18 protein-coding genes and 4 pseudogenes are annotated in these 20,583 nt (G+C 46.5%); 2 read left to right on the forward strand and 20 right to left on the reverse strand.

Annotated features, from left to right (window positions below; all coding sequences use genetic code 11):
• Positions 1-237 precede the first annotated feature (237 nt).
• Positions 238-456 (forward strand): annotated as a pseudogene (locus tag HH215_RS35080) (transposase); the annotation flags it as partial.
• Between the two features lie 101 nt (positions 457-557).
• On the opposite strand, the gene HH215_RS35085 reads toward HH215_RS35080, so the two are convergent.
• From HH215_RS35085 to HH215_RS35125, 9 genes and pseudogenes are all read right to left on the reverse strand, one after another.
• Positions 558-848, reverse strand: coding sequence for a hypothetical protein (locus tag HH215_RS35085; protein WP_174887715.1), 291 nt, complete (start codon positions 846-848; stop codon positions 558-560).
• Between the two features lie 62 nt (positions 849-910).
• A complete protein-coding gene (locus tag HH215_RS35090) occupies positions 911-1,348 on the reverse strand; it encodes a GNAT family N-acetyltransferase (RefSeq protein WP_169279551.1) in 438 nt (145 codons plus the stop codon).
• Positions 1,349-1,408: 60 nt separating this feature from the next.
• Positions 1,409-2,169, reverse strand: a pseudogene (locus HH215_RS35095) (ABC transporter ATP-binding protein).
• A 4-nt stretch (positions 2,170-2,173) separates the two neighbouring features.
• Positions 2,174-4,493 (reverse strand): annotated as a pseudogene (locus HH215_RS35100) (ABC transporter permease).
• A 69-nt stretch (positions 4,494-4,562) separates the two neighbouring features.
• Positions 4,563-5,210, reverse strand: a complete 648-nt coding sequence (locus HH215_RS35105; protein WP_169279554.1) for a TetR/AcrR family transcriptional regulator — start codon at positions 5,208-5,210, stop codon at positions 4,563-4,565.
• Between the two features lie 278 nt (positions 5,211-5,488).
• On the reverse strand, positions 5,489-5,719 hold the full coding sequence (locus HH215_RS36630) for a GyrI-like domain-containing protein (RefSeq protein ID WP_310735627.1): 231 nt from the start codon (positions 5,717-5,719) through the stop codon (positions 5,489-5,491).
• Complete coding sequence (locus tag HH215_RS36635; RefSeq protein WP_254450651.1) at positions 5,664-6,266, reverse strand: AraC family transcriptional regulator; 603 nt, start codon at positions 6,264-6,266, stop codon at positions 5,664-5,666. The genes HH215_RS36630 and HH215_RS36635 overlap by 56 nt, the downstream gene beginning before the upstream one ends.
• Before the next feature lie 291 nt (positions 6,267-6,557).
• Positions 6,558-7,256: an MBL fold metallo-hydrolase gene (locus HH215_RS35120; protein ID WP_169279556.1), complete on the reverse strand. Its 699-nt coding sequence runs from the start codon at positions 7,254-7,256 to the stop codon at positions 6,558-6,560.
• A gap of 286 nt (positions 7,257-7,542) precedes the next feature.
• Entirely contained in the window at positions 7,543-8,352 is an 810-nt protein-coding gene (locus tag HH215_RS35125) for a class I SAM-dependent methyltransferase (RefSeq protein WP_169279557.1), read from the reverse strand.
• 367 nt (positions 8,353-8,719) lie between these two features.
• Between HH215_RS35125 and HH215_RS35130 the strand changes: the two are divergent.
• A pseudogene (locus HH215_RS35130) lies at positions 8,720-9,076 on the forward strand (transposase); the annotation flags it as partial.
• Between the two features lie 356 nt (positions 9,077-9,432).
• On the opposite strand, the gene HH215_RS35135 reads toward HH215_RS35130, so the two are convergent.
• The 11 genes from HH215_RS35135 to HH215_RS35185 all read right to left on the reverse strand — a co-directional run bounded on the left by HH215_RS35135 (position 9,433) and on the right by HH215_RS35185 (position 20,308).
• Entirely contained in the window at positions 9,433-9,945 is a 513-nt protein-coding gene (locus tag HH215_RS35135) for a DUF2179 domain-containing protein (protein ID WP_169279558.1), read from the reverse strand.
• A gap of 134 nt (positions 9,946-10,079) precedes the next feature.
• Complete coding sequence (locus HH215_RS35140) at positions 10,080-11,213, reverse strand: N-acetylglucosamine-6-phosphate deacetylase (RefSeq protein ID WP_169279559.1); 1,134 nt, start codon at positions 11,211-11,213, stop codon at positions 10,080-10,082.
• Positions 11,191-12,198, reverse strand: coding sequence for an ROK family protein (locus HH215_RS35145; RefSeq protein ID WP_169279560.1), 1,008 nt, complete (start codon positions 12,196-12,198; stop codon positions 11,191-11,193). Before HH215_RS35145 ends, HH215_RS35140 begins: the two co-directional genes overlap by 23 nt.
• A gap of 64 nt (positions 12,199-12,262) precedes the next feature.
• Positions 12,263-13,870, reverse strand: coding sequence for an extracellular solute-binding protein (locus HH215_RS35150; protein WP_169279561.1), 1,608 nt, complete (start codon positions 13,868-13,870; stop codon positions 12,263-12,265).
• 64 nt (positions 13,871-13,934) lie between these two features.
• Positions 13,935-14,834, reverse strand: coding sequence for a carbohydrate ABC transporter permease (locus HH215_RS35155; protein ID WP_254450422.1), 900 nt, complete (start codon positions 14,832-14,834; stop codon positions 13,935-13,937).
• Positions 14,835-14,853: 19 nt separating this feature from the next.
• A complete protein-coding gene (locus tag HH215_RS35160) occupies positions 14,854-15,771 on the reverse strand; it encodes an ABC transporter permease (RefSeq protein ID WP_169279562.1) in 918 nt (305 codons plus the stop codon).
• Positions 15,761-16,582, reverse strand: a complete 822-nt coding sequence (locus tag HH215_RS35165) for a sugar phosphate isomerase/epimerase family protein (RefSeq protein WP_169279563.1) — start codon at positions 16,580-16,582, stop codon at positions 15,761-15,763. Before HH215_RS35165 ends, HH215_RS35160 begins: the two co-directional genes overlap by 11 nt.
• A 33-nt stretch (positions 16,583-16,615) precedes the next feature.
• Positions 16,616-17,668 (reverse strand): Gfo/Idh/MocA family protein, encoded by a 1,053-nt coding sequence (locus tag HH215_RS35170; protein WP_169279564.1) that lies wholly within the window; start codon positions 17,666-17,668, stop codon positions 16,616-16,618.
• Between the two features lie 151 nt (positions 17,669-17,819).
• Complete coding sequence (locus tag HH215_RS35175) at positions 17,820-18,698, reverse strand: AraC family transcriptional regulator (protein WP_169279565.1); 879 nt, start codon at positions 18,696-18,698, stop codon at positions 17,820-17,822.
• A 358-nt stretch (positions 18,699-19,056) separates the two neighbouring features.
• A complete protein-coding gene (locus HH215_RS35180; RefSeq protein ID WP_169279566.1) occupies positions 19,057-19,278 on the reverse strand; it encodes a helix-turn-helix domain-containing protein in 222 nt (73 codons plus the stop codon).
• A 625-nt stretch (positions 19,279-19,903) separates the two neighbouring features.
• On the reverse strand, positions 19,904-20,308 hold the full coding sequence (locus HH215_RS35185) for a RidA family protein (protein WP_169279567.1): 405 nt from the start codon (positions 20,306-20,308) through the stop codon (positions 19,904-19,906).
• Positions 20,309-20,583 lie beyond the last annotated feature (275 nt).

The following is a 20,583-nucleotide window of genomic DNA, read 5'->3' on the forward strand; positions in this document are numbered from 1 at the left end:
AAAATTTAATAGTTTTGGTTTTCCTGAATCACTAGTTACTGAATATAATTTTGAGTCTGTATTATTCAATTCAAAATCAATCATTGGCTGACCATAGCTATCAACCATCACGTGCTCCAAAGGTTCTTCATAAGAGTTTGAAAGAATTACTACTATAAAAATAATAGCCAATAAAATGATAGTGACTGCCAGGATCTTTTAACCATTTCTCTGAAGTCCTCCAATAAATTCACTTATGCAGAAATTGGGGATATAAAAAGGTTCCCTTCCGTTAAACAGTTGACCGCTTTTGCAGGGCTGGATTCATCTGTTTACGAGTCGGGAACCTTTAAGGCCAATCAGTTAAAACGTTCTCAAGGCAAGCCGGGCAAAGTTACCATTGTCACATCTGCCAACAAGCTTTTACGCGTGATCTATGGGATTCGGAACAGTCGAACGCCTTTTTGTATGGATTAAGCTCGTCACATAAGGAACATTTTACCATAAAACTTCTATCTTGAGATAGGTTTATTTGAGTATGTTCTTTTATACCGACTCAATCTATTTTTTCGTATGTTTCAGGATATCACCCGAAATCTGCTCCAAGACCGATTGCTTGCCGATTGCAAAAAATGCTTCGTTATAATTTGTCTGCTTGTCATTCGATAGACATTTCCTGCCTTCATCGCCTTGAGGTTACTCCAAATTCCGCTTTTCTCTAGCACATTATCATCACTGTCCACGAGTAGGATCAAATGATCTGGATCCGGTGTACCTGCAGCTATAGGAAGCTTAAGATCGTTGAAAATCATATCGGCAATTCCTGTTCTGAAATAAATTCTAATTTCTTTCTCAGTGGCTTCAATCACCGCAAATATGAGAACTCCTTTTTACGTCCCACCACCTTAAAGGAACGAAGTTGATTAACTTACTAAAAACTATACTTCGCTAGCACTTCTCCCCAAGGAGCCATTCCTTGTTCTTCAAAACCCACTTTAGAATAAAGTTTCCTAGCGGACGCATTATCTGACTTATACCCTAGTAAAATAACATCTGTTCGATCTTCTTTAGTTTGAATATCATTAATAATCAACTTCATAGCCTGTTCGCCATATCCACGTCCTTGAAAACGACCATCAATCATAAATCTATAAATCCAGTAGTTACCATCGTCAGAGTCTAATCCATACATTGAAAATCCAACAAGATTCTCTTCAAAATAAATTGCTTTTGTGATAAATCCAGACAAAAATTGTGCTTCCGCAATGGAATATAGATTAGAGACAATATAACTTTCTTGATCTTGGCTAGGTTTCAATTGAATGCATTCTTCCCAATTACTCTTATTAATCGCTCTTATAGTAATCAAAATAGGATTCCTCCCGTTATGTAGTGAAATCCTATACATCGGTATTGACTGTGAAACAAATTATACACCTATTTCCAACATTTTCACCGTTACTTTCTCGACCCTGCCATCCATATCCGTCCCGTCAAACTTCGGAAGCTTCAACTCGCACACGATTTTTCCGTCACGCATAAACATAATACGCTCCGTCCGTGCCGCAACCTTTGCGTCGTGAGTTACAAAACATAACCGAAGTTCCGTCCGCGTTGATTTCGGAAAATATGTCCATAATCTCCTGCGCGGATTTTGAGTTGAGCGCACCCGTAGGTTCGTCACCGAAAATGATTTTCGGGCTGTTCATAAGCGCTCGGCATATTCCCGTACGCTGAAGCTGACCTCCCGAAACCTGTGTAATGTCGCGATTTTCAAGCTCTGCAATGCCTACTCTTTTCATAAGTGATCTAGCTTTTTCCCGAAATTTCCGCGACGTTTTTTCGATTGTCGCGCATGGACGGAAGAATGATGTTATCGAGGATATTCAGATTTTTGAGCATCGTCGGCTGCTGGAAAACAAATCCCATTGATGTTCTGCGTATATCCGATAGCTCATTCTCAGAGGCAGCCGATAGATCCTTACCGTCAAATACGACCTTCCCGCCATTAACGTTATCTGTTCCGCTCAGCGCAAACATCAGCGTTGATTTACCGGAGCCCGAAGGTCCCATGACCGCAACGAACTCTCCATCGTTAATCTCAACGGACACCTCCGTCAAGAACATTGCGCTTTTCATCGCCCTCGCCGAAAGATTTTACGATTCTGTCACGATAATTATTTTTTTCATGCGACTACTCCTTTATATGTTCGGATATTTTTATTTGTCCCGCGCGCGATGTGCCGATCGTTGTTGCGAGAAGTACCGCGATAATCATCATCAGCGGACTAAGCAAATACGCCGAAAGCGGATTAACCGCAAAGTTAAACTTCGAGGCTCCAAACGTAGAGATAACTAGACTCGCCAGCATCTCTCCGAGAGTGTTAGCTAGAATCGTACCAAGAACAATTCCGACAATCAGAACGAATATCGAACGCGAAACAAACTGCTTCTTAATATCCGAGTTTGTAAAACCAAACGCTTTTCATGACTGCAATGGAATATCTATCCTTTGCGACAAGCATTTTCATAAATAACAGCGTAACAAGCACCGTTTAAACCAGTGCAACTGCAATTGCGGAGTAGGAGGCCGTTTGGACGGAACTTATTGTCGAGCCGAGGGTCTGCGTAACGAATTCATCAACATCTGAAGTCTTTGCAAAATCAAACTTGTCTGCATATTCCGCAACCTTCGCTTCAACAAGGGATTTATCCGAAAGTTCGGCGCTGACAATGTTCCACATATTACCGACCGATTTGTCGGTGAATACGGCCTTGGCGGTTTTTGCCGCCGTTGGTAATGTCGGAATAGATTCCGCTAACTATGAGATCTATCTCCTTCCCTCAATAACCAGCGTAATGACATCGCCGACCTTTTTGCTCATTTCATCGGCGTATATAGTCGAAAGCGCAATTTCGTCATCTGTGGCAGGTGCTTTGCCCTTGGAATATTCGATAGGAAATATCGAATGGTCGCCGAGTTCAATTTTGATATTTTCCTCCGATCCGTTTTCCATCTTTGCTTTGAATGTTTTTGTTGTAAGGACGACAACCTTTGAAATGTCTTGATCGCTTCTCATCGTCTCTACGATATCAGCGACTTTTTCAGAGATATTATCGATATTGCCGACCTGTATGCGCAGATCGTAGTTTCAATTCCCATATAGCCGATGAAGCTTTTTGAGGAAATCGTGCTGTACAGGTTCTGCGGAACAATCATGATAAATGCCGAAATCACCAGAACAGCAAGCATTGTGGCGTAAAGCCGTTTTCTTGAAAGAACATCTTTAATACCGAGAAAAATATTCGTGTTAAATATCCTGTTTCCGCTTAGGGTAAAACGTTTTTGTGCCGGCTGTCTTTTCCTGCGAATTCCCAAAACGTATGGCTTCTGCGGCGGATATTTTCCGAAAGCGTTTCAACACTCCGTTTACATAGGCAATGATGGCAAGGAATACAAGCAATATGCCGATGATTCCTAAAACCGCGGCAAATGAAGAATTTTTGCTTTCGCCCATATAAAGCCGTATATTTTCAAGAAGCATGCCTTTAATTACAAACGAAAGAGCAAAACCGAGAATAGAGCCTGCAGCCGCAATTGCCGCGTATTTCGCTAAATAAATCTTCTTGATGTCGGAGATGCGCAGCCCTATAGCTTTCATAACACCAATTTCGCGATAATCGTCTTCGATTTTCGCAAGGAGCGTAAAACGTATGCACATGAACGCGATGGTAACGACAAGCAGGCTTACCAGAAGGATAACCCCAATCATCATCCCGTCGGAAATTGCATTCATCATTCTAAAAAGCGAATATGTAACCGATGGTCCGTTCGCCTCAAGACCTGCGGAGGCATAAGCGGTTTCAAATGAGCCTATCGCCGACAAATCTTTTAATCTGAACTCAATCAGATACTCTGGGCTTCCAAGGTTTTTTATTTCCGCATAGTCACTGCTGCTGACTAGAAATCGCTTTGAGGCGGAAAGCGAAGAATTCATTGTTGAATCGCGGAGAAAACCCGCAACGGTAAATTCTTTTCCGCTTATTACGGCCTTGTCACCGATCTTTGCAGTGTTATCCTTCATATAACTTACCGGAACATGAATATCGCCGTCTGATACTTTGATGACGTTTCCGTCAAGATCAAGAAGATAATCGAATTTTTCGCTCTGTACGCTTAAACCGTTGTCTTGAACGCTGTTCGCAAGCGACTTATCACCAAATGTAAATTGAGCCCCGTCAATGTTCAGAAATTCAACCACTTGAAATTCATCGACATTGCTGTTCTGCTCTGCAAAAGCTGTAAGCCGCGCAGTATCAATGTCACCAGCATGCATCTGCATAAAATGCGGAGTTTTCGCTTGCGTCATTAGCGTATCCAGCGCACCCGTAAGATTGACGACGAGTATCGCCGCGAGTGAAACAAGCATTGATGCGGCAGCGACAAATATCATGGTCGTCAGCGTTATCATTTTGCTCTTTAGAATGTCATTGCGGATTAATCTGGTATACATAAGCCACCTCTTATCGCAAGCATTTTGACTGATTTTTAGTTAGACAGAATTACCGAAGGATTCCCCGAACTATTCATTGCTGCCTTGATTTCCGCTGCCGAACATCTGCATTACGTACATAAGACTTCCCGTTTCGGCACCAAGCAGCCTTTCTGCGTTGAAAACAAATGCCTGTATGCGTGAAACACGCTCCTCGTCCGTCATTGTAACCATATCATCATCAAAAATGGTATTCGCATAAATCACAATCATTTCCATGGTTTCATACGCGAACGGGGTGCTGAACAGTCCCAACTGAATGCCCTCGCGGATTATTCCCGTCAGTATCGGCGTAACGCCGTTGATTATGACCCTTTGTATTTTCTGATGCATAAGCGCGTTCTGCGGCTTGTGTATATGCTCCATAATTTCCTTGCTGCTACCGCCACTTAGGTTCAGTGCCATAACAACGCGGATAATGCGCTCGACTACGGGTATGCTCTGATCTGCAGCAATTTCCTGCGCCGCACTTAGCAAGCGGACATTATACCGCTCAATCAGTCCGTCCATAATTACCTCCTTCGACTTGAAGTGATAATACAGCGTTCCCCGCGCAATTCCGACCTTTTCGAGAATATCTGTTGTACTTGTGCCGTCAAAGCCTTTCGAACCGAATAGCTCGTCCGCAGCATCAAGTATTTCATTCCTACGTTCCTCGGCTTCTTTTACAACTCTCATTTTACACATCCTTAATTTACTGACCGACTGCCTGTCTATAATATAATGGCATTAGATTTTTATTGTCAACTTAGTGTGTGTGCTAGTTTTATTACAATTTAGATGCTTTGCAAAAATAAACGAGTCAGGCATGATCCTATATGCCTGACTCGTTTATTTTTAATTATCATATTGCATAATGGCATTGAACCCGCCTAACTCCGGTCCGGATCGAGCGTCGAATGGCCCGATACGTGAATATGGTTTTATAAGATGCCGGCAACTTTTAATGCTTTCATTTAATCTCTCGCTTTAATAGGTATGTATAAATCGACTTTCGCTTTCCCTTCCGGATCCTCAAATGGATTATTCATACAGAATTCAAGGCAATCTCTATCATCTGGATCAAACTCGCTATTCGGTAGCCATTGACCGAAAATGCTTTGATATACAATACCTAGCTTATCGATGGTGTCATAAAAAGTTATACAATCCATAAAGTCCGCCTGGCAGTTTCCTGATTTGAACATCGGAATTATTATCTTTGATGAACGAGTATGGTAATGTCACACATGCGTCATAACGGCATTCGTTTTCTTCCGTTACATTGGATTGTCTAAAGAAATTCCAATGAAATATTGTTCCGGAGGGTACAAACAGATGCTTACTTGTCCATTCGCCTAATTTCTGCCATGCCTTATAAGTATCCAAGTAGCTACCAATATGTCTTACGAATGCAATCTCATACTCAGGTAGTTCTTTAATTGAAACATTCATTTGCCAAATCCTCCTCAGAAAGTTGTTTTTAATACTTTCATCATAACGAGAAGAATTTGATTCATCTTCTTGCATATTGCCAAGAAATAGAGAAATATTGCTATCTTTGTTTAGATTTTTTCTAACTTCACTTGGCGTTTTATTGAATTGCTTTTTAAAAGCAGCATTAAAATTTGAGGCTGATTCAAAGCCGCACAAAATGGAAATCTCGAGTATTGTTTTTTGAGCATCAGCCAAATAATGTATTGATTTATCTAACCTTGCTTTAGTCAAATAAGCTAAAGGTGTCATTCCTACCATTGCCGTAAAAACTCTTGAAAAGTGATACTTCGAAAAATGGGCAGCTTCTGCCATAGAGTCGAGTGTTAACTTGTCATTTAGTTTGTTTCAATTAATACGAATACATTGTTAATTCGATCAACGTAATTGCTCTTATTCATTATTGTACATAAGTCCTTTCGCCGAATTCTTATAACGTCTTGTATTTCATGACGTCCTGCCACTCTGATTCACCGAAATCCTTCGGCCTGACCGAGGGCCAATGCGTGAATATGATGTTAGATGCTGTAGTTGCTTTCCTTGAGATTCTCATTAAAGGATCTGAACAATATTTCTTGAAATTTCCTTGTAAGTTTGAAAAATGGTTAAGTCATGATAGGGCAATGGAATACATCCCTTATTAAAAGCATCGTTAATAAAAGATTCATTTTTTTCTGTATTCGAATAGATGCCAATCGGTTTTTTCGTAATCAGATTTTCGCACTTGTAGCATTCATCTCCAGTAATTACATAATTCTTTTCATTGTGTTCCAAGTAGATTACTGATGAACCGATTGTATGCCCCCCTATGACTTTGAAATTAAATTTATTATCAATTATTATTTCATCTTTGACTGTAATTACATTTTCTTTGAGAAGCCTTTCCTTTACAGTTAGACTCCCATTTTTTAAGGCATGTAGATACTCATCGTAACCAATAACTATTTGTGAGTCAGGAAACAAATCAATATTATCGATGTGATCAAAATGACTATGAGTAATAAAAACAACATCAACATGATTAGAGTTAAATATATGCTTAATTTCTTTATCGACATTAATAAGATCTATTCCCCAATTTTTTGCAATAACGGGGTCACGAAATCCAACATCAAATAATATCGTTTTATTATTATATTTAGCTATGTAGTAAGACCATGAGATACGAATTAATTCTTCAGAAAATACATCACGATAGATATATTTAGTGTTCAAAAAAGATTCGCCGAACTTAACGGCATAGAGTTGCATATTTTTTCACTCCTTTAGTCTTTGCATCTATTTCACATAACGCTGTCATATCCTCGACGTCCCACCGACTTAAGGCTCCGGAGGAGCCGACAGCGATACGGTTAGTCGGTGCGGATGTGTCCGGCTGAACTCGCTTCCCTGCTGCTGAAATGCCACTTCGAATGCACTTCTAACTACTACCGGACCGAGGAGCACCGTCCTATACGTGAATATGGTGTTATCGGATATCAATGTCTTCTCGATTCAACTAATGATCTTTATGTAAAATTTGCTTTGACACCAGATGTTATAGTTTCCTTGCCTTAATCACAAAAGTTACAGGGAGTATCTTTGCTCTCTTTGCTATATCGCTGTTATCGTCTCTCGATTGCATAATCTCTTCATCCGTTTGCTCAATCATTTGCTCAACCACAAATCCCGCTTTCGCCAACGCGTTCACATAGGTTGATAGCTTACGGTCCGCTAATAGTAGTTCACCTTCAACAGCTACTGGATACCAAGATTCATCGAAATAGCTCTTTTTAAAAACAAACCTACCATTATCTTCAGTGACACATCTGTGTATGGGGTGAGACCAGCTGAAGATAAATACACCGTCTCTTTTAAGGTAAGAAGCGATCCGGCCAAAGGTACCCTCAAGGTCGGTTGTCCAACCGATGGCATAAATCGAGTAAACATAGTCAAAATAATCCGCAGGTATGCCGCATTCTTCTTCCATGGGAGAACAGATCAATTTTGCCGATACACCGAATGACTCTAAATGCTGCGCTGCCTTTTCGATTTGTCTTTCCGATATATCCACTGCCCATAGTTCAGATGCATTGCGTTCCGCTTGATATTGCAAGGATTGACCGTTGCCGCAGCCGATCTCCAATAACTTTTTCCCTGAAATATCGCCAAAAAGCTGGCAATTTTCTTCTGAGATAAACGCTCCATAGTAAGGAAGCACGATTGCTCTTAAAAAGTCATTGCCTTTTGTATCCCAATAGAAGCTGTTTGTCTTATGAACAACATTCTTATCCATGTCTTCCGAAATGGCGACGCCAACTTCGCCAGCGTTAATAATGATTGATCTATTTGCAGACTTCTTTTCCATGAAGACACCTTCTCCAGAAATGTATTTGTCGTTTTAATACAATCCTACATACAATATAGTTTTGAATTCAGATTTGCATTAATTTCCGAAAACGTTGTCTTAGCCGCGACGTCCATTCCCCTAAAGCTCCTATCTTTGGGGAATGGATTTGTCCGGCTGAAAATGCTTCCTCTAGACTGAAATTCCTCTCCGATTTAACTTCTAACTTCTGCCGGACTTAGGGCCGGATGGCCGAAGCGTGAATATGGTTTAGCTGAAGTTGGCCCCTTCTTTGAACCACTGATTTACAAAGATTTCGCATAACATTCTTGTATTCACGACGTCCAACTCCCTTAAGCCGAAGGGCGGTCGCGATGCGGTTAGGGAGTCTGCAGCGACTATCCTTGCGGAAATTGGGGATATAAAAAGGTTCCCTACCGCTAAACAGTTGACCGCTTTTACCGGGCTGGATTCATCTGTTTACGAGTTGGGAACCTTTAAGACCAGTCAAAATCACATTTCGAAGAGGGGCTCTTCATGCCTCCTTACCGCTCTCTATCAAGCTACCGTTGCCGGTATTTCGAAGCAAGTGAACTTTCCACGAAATGAGATTCTATCGAAATATTATCAGTTAAAACGTTCTCAAAACAAGCTAGCCAAAGTTGCCATTGTCGCCACTTCCAACAAGCTTTTGCGCATTATTTACGGTGTGTTGAAAAGTCGGACGCCATTTTATAAGGAATAAGCTCGTCACATAAGGAACATTTTACCATAAAGCTTCTGTCTTGAGGTAGGCTTGTTTGAGTATGTTCTTTTAAGCCGAATCAAATCTCTTTTCACAATTGAATGCACGACGACCCGTTTCGAGTTTTACGTATTTTACTAGATATGTTCCGTACTGGGTTTCATCCGTTCCGACCTCGTCGTCTCTCTCTATTTAGAGTTCGACAATAAGCATAGGAATTATTTCAAAGGATATCGCCTCCACGGATTTTTTTTATGGGACCTGAGTAGTTACGCGTCGTGGTCACTTACGATTCTATCGGGCTAGGTTAGCTCGTATTTTCCTCCGACAAAATTGACGTTTGCGGACGTCGGTCATTACTTGACCGCCCCTGCCCAGAAGCCGCCGCGAATCAAACTAGGCTCGTGAAAAATAACGAACGCCTTGGGGTCTAGCTCGATAATACGGTCGTGCAGTTGCTTCTGGTTTTTGCGCCTGGTCAAAATCTCCATCACAAGACGGTCGCCGTCCCTACCGGAACCGAGCCATGTCGTCACGCCGTAACCAGCGTCGCGAAGAACCATCGCAAGCCTTGGTTCCGGATTATTGCTGATTACCTTCAGGGTGACGTAGCCGAGCGCCAGCTTCTGCTCGATCCACGAACCGGCCAGCACGCCCAGAGCATAGCCGATCGCATAAACCGCCAGACTGGCGGCTTGATCCAGATGAGACAACACCATATTCAGTCCCAGCACGTAGATCGTCACTTCAGCCGTGCTGATGAGCGCAGCGATATACTTCTGCCCCTTGATCGTCAGAATCATGCGCAAGGTGAAGGCCGACACATACACGATCTGAATGACGAAGATGAGAGTCAATATCTTGAACAAAAGATGCACGCTCCTTCTTCTTCAGACTTCATGAACCATTCTCCCATAACAAAACGAGCCAAACTTTCAATATGTCCGCTATTCGCATCGGTCAGGTATCAAAAACCCGTCAGGGCCGTCCCTGACAGGTTTTATTAATTCGTGCCGAAATCGGAAGCCGTATAAACGGTTTCAATCCGGTAATCGCTGTCCATCACGATGAAGTTCGCCCGCATGCCCGGGACGATGTCGCCGACGTCTAGATCAAGCGCTTTGCCGGCGTTAACCGAAGTCAGCCTAACGGCGTCTGCAAGCGGCACTGCAAGCAGCGGCCCAGTCAAGTGCCGGAACAGCTCGTACATCGTGCTTTGCGAGCCGTACACCGTGTCCCCCTTGTAGGCAACCGAACCGCGCACCGTAATGCCGGGGGCATCCGGGCATACGCTGTCGGTAATCGCCGTCAGCGTACCGATCGGCTTCAGCCGGAGCGCAAGCTTAAGCGCTTGCGGGGAAAGATGGCGCAAATCCGCGATAAGTTCGCAGTGCACCCGATCATCCAGCAACGCGGCGTCCAGTACGCCTGGCTCGCGGTGATCGAAGGTGCGCATAGCGTTAAACAGATGGGTCGCGCGAGAGAAGCCGGCGCCAAACGCCTCAAGCGCGGTATCGTAATCCGCATCCGTATGGCCGACTGACAACGCGAACCCGTGCTTATGCGAAAGCGCGGCCAGCGACGGGAGGTCTACACATTCCGGCGCGGCAGTGACGATGCGGATCGCACCCCGGAATGACCGGATGATGTCATCTGCTTCAGCTTCGTCGTAAGGCCGTATTTGCCCTTTGTAAAATCCGCCTTGCTTCGCCGGGTTAAGATACGGGCCTTCCAGATGAAATCCCTCCAGCCCCTCGCAAGTCAACGTGCGATAAGGCGGCTTGCGTGCGCCGAAAGGGGTGAATGGCGATATCGTCGCAAAAAACGAGGTCGTACCTGTCATCCTCAGCAGCCGGGCACCTGCCGCAAAATCGCAGTCGGGATCTTCGAAATCGCAGCCCTTCACACCGTGAATATGCGTGTCGATAAAACCGGGAACAACGATCTGCCCGCCGAGATCGCAGTATGCGAGGGAATCCTTGTTTGCTCGGTCATCCCGGTCAATGTCATCTGCACCTATTGCCCCGGCAGCCCCGGTGATTTCGGTAAACCGGCCGTTCGCCACGACAAAAGCCGCATTGCGAAAAACACCCGTCCCTGTCACCAAAGTCGCATTATAAAATCTCGTCGCTCGCACGTTGCCTTGCATCTCCTTTGCTGACTAGCTCTACCGCACCGATGATGCCAGCGTCATTCGCGAATGCGGCGGGTGTCACCCGGCAGCGCGGCAGATGCAAATTAACTTTCTTCCGCAGCGAGTCGACGAACAACTTGCGCTGACGGGATATCGCTCCGCCGATGACGACTGTATCGAGATCGAGCAGCATGACAAGCTCGATGACGCCTTTGGCCGCAGCATCCGTATAACGTTCCAGCACATCGATCGCCACCTCGTCTCCGGCCTTAGCGAGCGCACATACCGCCAGCCCGTCTTCCGCTTTCAGCCCATGCCTCTTCGCCAGCTGCACAAGCGCGGTCACGGATGCAGTCCGCTCGAAGCAGCCAATTTTCCCGCATGGACAAGGCTCGTCGCTGCCGCTTAACGTCAAATGCCCGATTTCACCGGCGCAACCGAAGCTGCCGCGGTACAAGCGGCGCTCCAGCATAAGCGCCCCGCCGATGCCGGTGCCAAACGTCACCGTCGCTCCGTTTACGCTCCCTTGCAGCGTGCCGTATCTTCGTTCGCATAGCAGCGCTGTCCGGGCATCATTCTCAGCCCGCGTCGGCAAACCGCTAACTTCGGCTAGCACATCTTCCAGCGCAAACTTGCTTATGCCGAGATTAACCGCATCGTACACAATGCCGTCGACGACCCATCCCGGGCATCCAACGCCAATTCCGGCAATATCGCCGCTGCCGGCAGCCTCGTGCCCAGCATCGCCGACGCCAATCGCCCCACTACTTCCATCGCCATCGCCATCGCCCACGCGGTCATCCACCGCGACCATACTACTGCCGTCCGCAGCCCGCAGCCTGGCGATCGCTTTGCCGATCGCCGCGACCATCCGCTGCGGCTCGCCGAAGAAGCGGTTGGTGATGACGTGCCGCTTCACGATTTTTCCGTCGTCCACTAATCCCACGGCAATTTTCGTGCCGCCAATATCAATGCCGATCGCTCGCATGTCGTCCTTCCTTCTTGAGGCGTACAAGCCCGCATCGAACCGATGCGGGCTTGGGCAAACGGCCTTATTTTTTCACGTTTTCCTGATAAAACTTGTTGTAATCGTCGACGACTTTCTCGATGCCGTAGCCTTTCAACGTTTCGATAAACTTGTCGTAATCGTCGAACGAAGCTTTTCCGGTAATGAATTTATAAGACATTTCATCCACCAACGTCGTCGAAGGCGTCAACGCGAGCGCATGCTCATCCTTCTTCTCCTGATCGAAGCGGACCATCCAGCTGTCCGGCCATGCCGCGAACTCGCCCATCTCTTCCATCGTGTAACCGGTGAACTTCTCGAGATTCGTTTTCCAACCGTACGGATCGGGATAGATTTCGTAAATGTTGAGTCCTGCGTAAAAGCTCATGGAATCGTTCAATGGCGTTTTGCCCGGTTCGTCCGTCGTCGTAATGTTATCCATGAACACAGGCTGGCCGTCTTTCATCTCATAAGTGACCCCTTCGATGCCGTAACCGAGCAAGCGGAAGAAATCTTCGCCCAACTGCCAGTCAAGCAGCGCGAGCGCTTCGTTGACGTACGGCGAATTCGCATTGATGACCATGCCGTACGACGGGCTAACCGTCGTCAAACCCCGATATTTGGACGGCTTCCCGTTCGCGCTGAGCGGCGGAATATATTTGAATTGCACCTTGTCTTGCAGGTTCATATTTTTGGCGATGACGTTTACGCTTTTGGCGGTATTCTCGTACTGCATTTCCCACACGTAGCTTTCCGTTATGAAGCTTTTCTCGGTTGCCAAAGTCTGGCGCCAGTCGTCGCCTGCGAACGTATACTGCGGAAACTGCGGATCGTACAATTTCTCCGCAAACAGCTTGTGCAGAAACTCCAGCATCTGGCGATATTCGGGAGTGAACGGACCGAAGATATACTTACCTTGTTCCTGATCAAAAGCCAGCGTGGACGAAGTGCTGAATACTCTGCTCCAGACGGTCAGCGTTTCAGGAATGGTGTATGAAGTTACCGGATAAGAGGTCGGGAATTTCTCCTTCAGCTTTTTGGCCGCATCGTAGATGTCGTCCACCGTCTTCGGCGCGTCCAGTCCGACGGCTTCGAACGCTTTCGCGTTATAGAAAAATCCGGTCGGCACCGTCTTGTACGGATACAAATAAGGGAAAATGTACGTGTCTCCTTTTCCGTCCTCAAAAAGCGTTCTCGCTTCCGGATATTGATCGTAATAAGCTTTCAAGTTCGGCAGCTTATCGAGATAATCGCTGATTTTCACGAACTTTCCTGCCTGACCGTACATTTGGCTAATCTCGTTCACTTCGCGTCCGCCCGAAGCGCCGAGCAGCATAACATCCGGCCAGTCGCCCGATGGGGACGCCAGAATGAGCGACTGCTTCTCTGCGTACCCGTCGGCGGGCGCGTTGTAGTCAAGCTTGATATTGGTCAGACGCTCAAACTCCTTGACGAGCGGGTTTTCCGGGTTAAAGTCCCCTTGATACCAGGAAAATACTTTCATCGTTACCGGATCTTTGAGCGGAAAGCTCAGCGGTTCGAACGTTTTACCGGCTGCCGGGCTTGCGTTCGATCCGGATTTGGAACTCTGGCACCCCACCGTGGCGAATAACAGCACGGTCGCAATCAGAAACATGAAACTCCGTTTTTTCACATTTACCCTTCCCTTCTCTGTTCGCTTGTTCAATATGCGGTCAGATCGGCGCCGCACTGCGGTTTCAGCCTTTGATCGCGCCGATCATAATCCCTTTGACGAAATACTTTTGCAAGAACGGGTAGATCATGACGATCGGCAGTATCGTAACGACGATAATTGCGCTGCGAACCGTCTGCTCGCTGACCCCCGCCGGTTTATACGCAGCGATAATGCTGCGCATATGGCTCGTGGGCTCGAAAGTGATCAATACCTTTCGCACGACCAACTGCAGTGGATACAAGTTTTGATTTTCGATAAACAGCATGGCGTTAAACCAGGAGTTCCAATGCCCGACGATGAGCCACAAGCTGAGCGTAGCCAAAATCGGTTTCGACAGCGGCGTGTAAATCCGGGTAAGAATCGTCAAGTCGTTCGCTCCGTCCATTAGCGCCGATTCTCGCAGTTCGATCGGAATGTTCGCCTGGAAAAAGGTACGGCAAATAATGATGTACCAGACGGAGACGCCGGGCAGTATTAATGCCCAAAGCGTGTCTTTCATGTGCAGGTTTTGGACAAGCATGTAATAAGGGATCAAGCCCCCTGAAAAGTACATCGTAAACGTCAGAAAGATCAAAAACGGCTTTTTGCCCCTGAACTGCTTAATCGCCAGCGGGTATGCGGTGAGGAGCGTCAGCCCGACGGACAGCACCGTGCCCGCAGACGTATAGAAGATCGTGTTGATATATCCTCTAATAATTAGCGGGTCGGACAAAGCGACTCGGTAGGCGTTCAGATTAAACCCCTTCGGTAGCCAGGTGACCATTCCCATCGTGACGTATTCGTTTTTGCTGAAAGATACGGCCACGATATAAATAAACGGGTACAGCATGACGAAAATCATAAGCAGCGAGGCAATCAGAGCAACCGCCCTTACCACGAGATCCGATCGGTGTTCGGCATAGTTCCGCATTTTCAAATCCATTCCTTTCCGAAGCTTCTGGTCACCAGAAAGAATACCCGGTCAATCTTCTCATGACCTTGTTGGCGAAAAACACCAACAGGAACGATAGGACCGAATTGACGAGCCCGACGGCTACGCCGTAGCTGTAGTTAGCGTTTTGCAAGCCGTTTCGATATACGTAGGTCGCCAGAATATCCGCCGTTTCGTACGTTGCCGGGGAGTACATCAAAATAATCTTTTCGAAAGACGCCCCGAGCAGCAAGCCGACGGACAATATGAACTGGATGCTGATGACCGGAAGTAGCGCCGGGAAAGTGATATGGCGAATTTTTTGCAAGCGATTCGCCCCGTCCATCGTGGCCGCTTCGTACATCTCGTCCGGGATGGAAGATATGGCGGCCAGGTACAGGATGCTGCCCCAGCCGATCCCCGTCCAAATCTCGGAGCTGATGTAGATCGTCCGAAAGCTCGAAGCATCGCTCATGAAATTGATCGCTTGCAGGCCGATCGATCGCAGAAAATGGTTGACGACGCCGTCAATCGCAAGAATTTCCTTCATCATCCCGACGATGATAACCGTGGAAATAAAGTACGGCAAATAAGAAACGGACTGCGCGAATTTTTTGAACTTGCCCTGCTTCAACTCGTTGAAGATAAGCGCCAGCAATATCGGGGCCGGGAAGCAGAACAGCAGGGAAAACACGCCAAGCTTCACGGTATTCATGAAAGCCCGGGGAATAAGAGGATCCTTCAAAATCAGCTCGAAATATTTCAGCCCGACCCACTTGCTTTCCATAATGGAAGTAAGGCCGTTATAGTTTTTGAAAGCGAGCACGATGCCGTAGAGCGGAACATAGCTAAATACGAATACCAAGATGATGCTAGGAGCGAGAAATAGATACAGCCATTTGTCCTTGACCACATCTTTCCACAAAACGCGAAAGTAGCTACTCTGCATACCCGGCTCTCCTCAGGAAAGCGATACTCTCGTCGCAGGATGCGATCGGATCGTCGCATTCCAATTCAATTGAAGCTGTTCCGTCGAAACCGCCCGACCGGAGCGTCCGAATGACGCTATCGAACGGAATATCGCCTTGACCGAGCGGACAGCCCGTATACCACACCTTGTTCAGCGATGGCCAGCCTTCGCCTTCTTGAGCCGAGTGGCGGTAGTCTTTCAGATGCAGCAGATCTACCCGGCCTTTCAGCCGCTCTGCCGCTACCTCAGGCGCTTCGTCGACGAATAGAAAATTGGCGGTATCGAACGTCGACCGGAATGCCGGCGACCGATACGAATCCAGCAGCTCGGTCACCTCTCCGCTGCGAGCGGCGAACACGCCGTGATTTTCCAGACAAAGCTTGATCCCGGCATGTTCCGCGTACCGGATGCAAGGCGCGTAACAAGCTGTGATCGAAGCCATGCTGTCTTCGAACGCAACTTCGTCCTTGACGTCCCCGGAAAATACACGCATGACGGGCGTGCCGATCTGCTTGGCGATATCGATTTGTCGGATCATGTAATTGATTTGCTCGAGGCGTTTCGTTTCGTCCGGCTGAACGAAATCGTTGCAAATCGACCATACGGCGGGTGAAAGCCCTAGCTTATCCATGACGGCCATACATTCGTCCAACTTGTCGAGCACAAAAAAATCGAGCAGTTCGACGTTCCTAACACCGCGCGAGGCGCAGTATTCGGCGAACGCGGCGAAGTCCATCGCTCCACCGTATATCAGTTCCTGAAAAGTCCACATGCTTACGCTCAGTTTCATTCCGGTTCCTCCGCCTTTCTTTAGGTTCCCATTCTATCTCGTTATCCTGATTTCTCTCTGCTCATTTGCCGATTCGTAGATCGCATCCGTAATGCGCATACACTCCACGCCATCTTCGGCGGTCACGATCGGCTGTTCGGCACCTTTGATCACCTGGATAAAGTGGGAGATTTCCTCGTCGAAATCGTAATTGGGATTATGCTCGTTGTTCGAATGCAGCGGCTGGATATTGCAGGCGACGCCGAAATCGTCCGTTGCGATACGCACTTTCGGGTATGCCGTCGCGCCGCCCTTCCTGCCGAACACTTCGAGCTGGAACACATCCGATTCGACGTGGTGATTCCAACTCGTCTCGAACTGGATCGTCACACCGTTGTCCATCCGGATCAGCGCGGAGGCAAAATCTTCGACATCGTGAATTTGCCCGCTGTCGGCGCTCATATGCGGCGCGTTGGAGGCCACCTGCTCGTCCGGCATTTTGTGGGTGACGGCATATACCGAGACGGCCTGCCCGCCGGCGATAAATCGGGCGAGATCAAGCACGTGCACACCGAGATCGATGACCGGCCCGCCCCCGGATCGGTTGTTGTCCGCGAACCATCCGCCGGGGTTGCCGTGACGGCGCAAATAAACCGCTTTCACATAATACAGCTGGCCGAGCCTGTTTTCGTCCACGGCGTTTTTCAGCAGCTTGACGCCTTCTTCGTATCGCGTGCAAAAACCCGGCATCAGCACGCGGCCGAACCGCTCTGCTGTCAACTGCATCTCCACCGCCTGCGTGGCGCTTACGGCCAGCGGCTTCTCGCATAGCACGTGCGCGCCGCCGTTCAGCGCATCGATCGAGACGGACGCGTGAAGGCTGTTCCAAACGCATACCGACACCGCATCCGGAGCGGCTTCCTCGAGCATTGTCCGGTAATCGTCATAAACGCGGGAAATTTCGTACTGGCGGGCGAACTGCTCTGCCCTGTCGCGATTACTATCGCATACCGCAACGACATCGACGTCAGCGCGTTTCCGATAGGCGGCTACATGACAGTGCCCGATCGTACCCGCGCCGATTATTCCGACTTTTATTTTGTCCACAAGCATCCCCCTAACAAAAAAAACCCCGATGATCGGCTGAATTGTTCAACCGTCATCTGGGTTTCATCGTACCATTCGAAAGATTCATTGTATTTGTTTCTATATTCGATTAATTTGTTCAAATTTATGAAGCTGGCCGGTGCGTGTGCTGTCAACCGATCATTCGGTACTGGCTCGGCGCCATTCCTGTTACCTTTTTGAATGCCTTGCTGAAGGAATGAATAGACTGGTACCGCAGCTTTAACGCGATATCGTTAATAGACAACGTCGTTTCGCGCAGCAGCCGCTCGGCCGTATCGATTCGCTTCTGATTATAATAAGTCTGCAACGACATGCCGATCTCGTTCGAGAAAATGTAGGACAGATGGGAGTAGCTGTAGTTGAGCCGATCCGCGATTTCCGTCAGACTTGTAATGTCGTAGATTTGGTTTTCAATGTAAGAGAGGACCGAATACACCGTTTCGTTGCCGAATTGGTCGGTCGTATGCGGCTTGCGCATAACCGTATCGGACTTCTGGAAATTACGGTGCGTCAAAATAATAATTTGCGTCATATATGTTTCCAGCATCTGCTGGGAAAAATCCGTTGGGTAATGCAGCTCCTTAAGCAGCGCGGTAAAAGACAACTCGATCGAAAACGCGTCCTTCACGCGGGGGCACGTCACCTGATCTAGCGTCTTCTGAATGTTCGGGTACGGGTTGTCCATCCCAAGGTTTGAATTGAAATAAAAAGCCAAGTACAAGTAGCGGAACGGGTCTTCGTTATCCGCGATCAAATTGTGGCACTGATCCGGCAGGCAGAGGAAGAGATCGCCCTTCTCGACGGGGAAGCGCTTACCATCTACGTAAAAGTCGCCTTTACCGGACAAAATATAACTGATCTCGTAACAAGGCTGAATATGGTTGCCGACTTCAAATCCGCCGAGACAGCTCAAGTCCCCGATTTGGTAAAGACTGATAGAGGTATACTGCTGTGGATGATCCCAGTACCTAGTGTCGTAATGAAATTTCTTGCCGTCAAAATGGATCATATCCTGCGCCCCCCGATCTTTTTTTGGCTACAGCATACTCTTGCACATGGAACGTGAAATTAACCTCATCATAAAATGGCGATTTTTTATTGTCAATCGGGGCGGCATAAAATACGGGCCTTCACTCGAGATCGAATGAAAGCCCGCTTTACTTGAATTGCAACTTCCGTATGATTCTTCGCAAATAGATTCAAGCCCTGAACAAATTGCTGAAGATCTGGCAAGAATCGTCCAAAATAGTGTCTCCATCGATGCGCCATATGTGGTGTTCATTAAACTTTCAAATAAATTATTCACTAAACATCCCGTAGGCCGACGGGGTCCTTCTTTGAATTTCCCCACACATCTTTACTTTCTTTTAGGTTCTTTCTTCCTTCATTCGTTCAGGAATATACTCCAACAAATCACCAGGTTGACAATTTAGTGCTGAACAAATTTTATCAATTACTTCTAAAGAAACATATTCATTTGTGTTTAACTTTGCCATTGTTGCAGAAGAAATCCCAGTCATTTTCAATAAATCCTGCTTCTTTATTTCCCTATCTATCAGCAATTTTAGTAATGGTTTATAACTGATCATCGCGAACTCCTCATAAAGTAGTTAAATGTTTCTTTAATTATATTGAACAATCTTTATTTACTCAAAAATATTTACTTTGTAAATATAAATCATACAAGGTCTAAATCTTGCGAAATTCATTAGAGATAATAATTGATCCGCTAGTTCGTACTCGTTTAAAACTATTACACGGCGACCTTACAACTACAGATTCTGATTTTATACTATTTTCAAATGAATCTATACAAAACTATAACATAATCCGAGAATCCCTACCCGACAACCTCCAACATGCCCTTTTCCTCTACTAAGCTCCAAACAAACATTACTCGAAAGTAAAATATATCTACAAGGTTTCAAGGATGCCATATGTCTATTCGAAGAACTACATATGTCTCGAATTTAAGAGCTTTTAACGCTCTTTTCTTTTTGAGCTTGTCGAATAACGTCTTATGTATTCACGAACCCGAGAGGCTTAAGGCGACGAAGTCGCCGGGTGGCTTCGCCACTTAGCCTCGCAGGGTTGTCCGCCTATATCCACTCCCTCGAAATGCCCCGGGCGGACCGAGCAGCCATCAGGCTGCGATGCATGAATACGATGTTATCGGAAATCAATGCCCCCCATTTGTTGCGTATTAAATAATTATTACTTTTTCTCTAATGCTACAACTGCTTCGATTTCCACAAGCTGTTTTTCATACCCTAACACTGTAACTCCTAATAGCGTACTTGGAACATCATTTTCGCCAAATTCCTCTCTTATCGCTCTCCATGCGGATACTAAGTCAGCTCGACTGGAGGACGCAACAAGGACTCTGGTATACGTAATGTCTTTGAGCGAGGCGCCAAATCCCCTTAATGCTTCAACTAAGTTTTCCACACAGAGTTTTGCTTGAAACTCATAATTATTAATGCCCAATACAATTCCTTCTTTATTAAGCGGGCAAGCTCCTGCCATAAAAAATATATCCATACCCGAAGGAATACATGAAGCATAAGCATAATCTACGGAAGCTAGATTGGTTAAACGTATCAAAGATATTTTGACCATTTTTATTACCACCCATTTGTCATTTTGTATTTTTACGTTTTTAATAAAATACTGAAGACTTTGTATTATAAGAATTAATCCATTTGGATTACTCTATATTGCATTGATTTCCGATAACGTTCATGTATTCGCGACGTCCAACTCCCTTAAGCCCAGAGGGCGGCCGCGATGCGGTTAGGGAGTTGGATGTGTCCGGCTGATTCTGCTTCCCTGCTGCTGCCAATCGCCTCCCCGAATCCACTTCTAACTACGGCCGGACCGAGAGGCGAATGCCC

Origin of the sequence: Cohnella herbarum (assembly GCF_012849095.1) — a bacterium.
In the GTDB taxonomy this organism is placed as follows: domain Bacteria; phylum Bacillota; class Bacilli; order Paenibacillales; family Paenibacillaceae; genus Cohnella; species Cohnella herbarum.

Coding starts and splice junctions, on each gene's coding strand:
- HH215_RS35105 (WP_169279554.1), bottom strand. CDS start 5,210: ATGAGAGTTGTAAAAGAAGCCGAGGAACGTAGGAATGAAATACTTGAT.
- HH215_RS36630 (WP_310735627.1), bottom strand. CDS start 5,719: ATGTTCAAATCAGGAAACTGCCAGGCGGACTTTATGGATTGTATAACT.
- HH215_RS36635 (WP_254450651.1), bottom strand. CDS start 6,266: ATGGTAGGAATGACACCTTTAGCTTATTTGACTAAAGCAAGGTTAGAT.
- HH215_RS35120 (WP_169279556.1), bottom strand. CDS start 7,256: ATGCAACTCTATGCCGTTAAGTTCGGCGAATCTTTTTTGAACACTAAA.
- HH215_RS35125 (WP_169279557.1), bottom strand. CDS start 8,352: ATGGAAAAGAAGTCTGCAAATAGATCAATCATTATTAACGCTGGCGAA.
- HH215_RS35145 (WP_169279560.1), bottom strand. CDS start 12,198: ATGCGAGCGATCGGCATTGATATTGGCGGCACGAAAATTGCCGTGGGA.
- HH215_RS35155 (WP_254450422.1), bottom strand. CDS start 14,834: ATGGATTTGAAAATGCGGAACTATGCCGAACACCGATCGGATCTCGTG.
- HH215_RS35160 (WP_169279562.1), bottom strand. CDS start 15,771: ATGCAGAGTAGCTACTTTCGCGTTTTGTGGAAAGATGTGGTCAAGGAC.
- HH215_RS35165 (WP_169279563.1), bottom strand. CDS start 16,582: ATGAAACTGAGCGTAAGCATGTGGACTTTTCAGGAACTGATATACGGT.
- HH215_RS35175 (WP_169279565.1), bottom strand. CDS start 18,698: ATGATCCATTTTGACGGCAAGAAATTTCATTACGACACTAGGTACTGG.
- HH215_RS35180 (WP_169279566.1), bottom strand. CDS start 19,278: ATGATCAGTTATAAACCATTACTAAAATTGCTGATAGATAGGGAAATA.
- HH215_RS35185 (WP_169279567.1), bottom strand. CDS start 20,308: ATGGTCAAAATATCTTTGATACGTTTAACCAATCTAGCTTCCGTAGAT.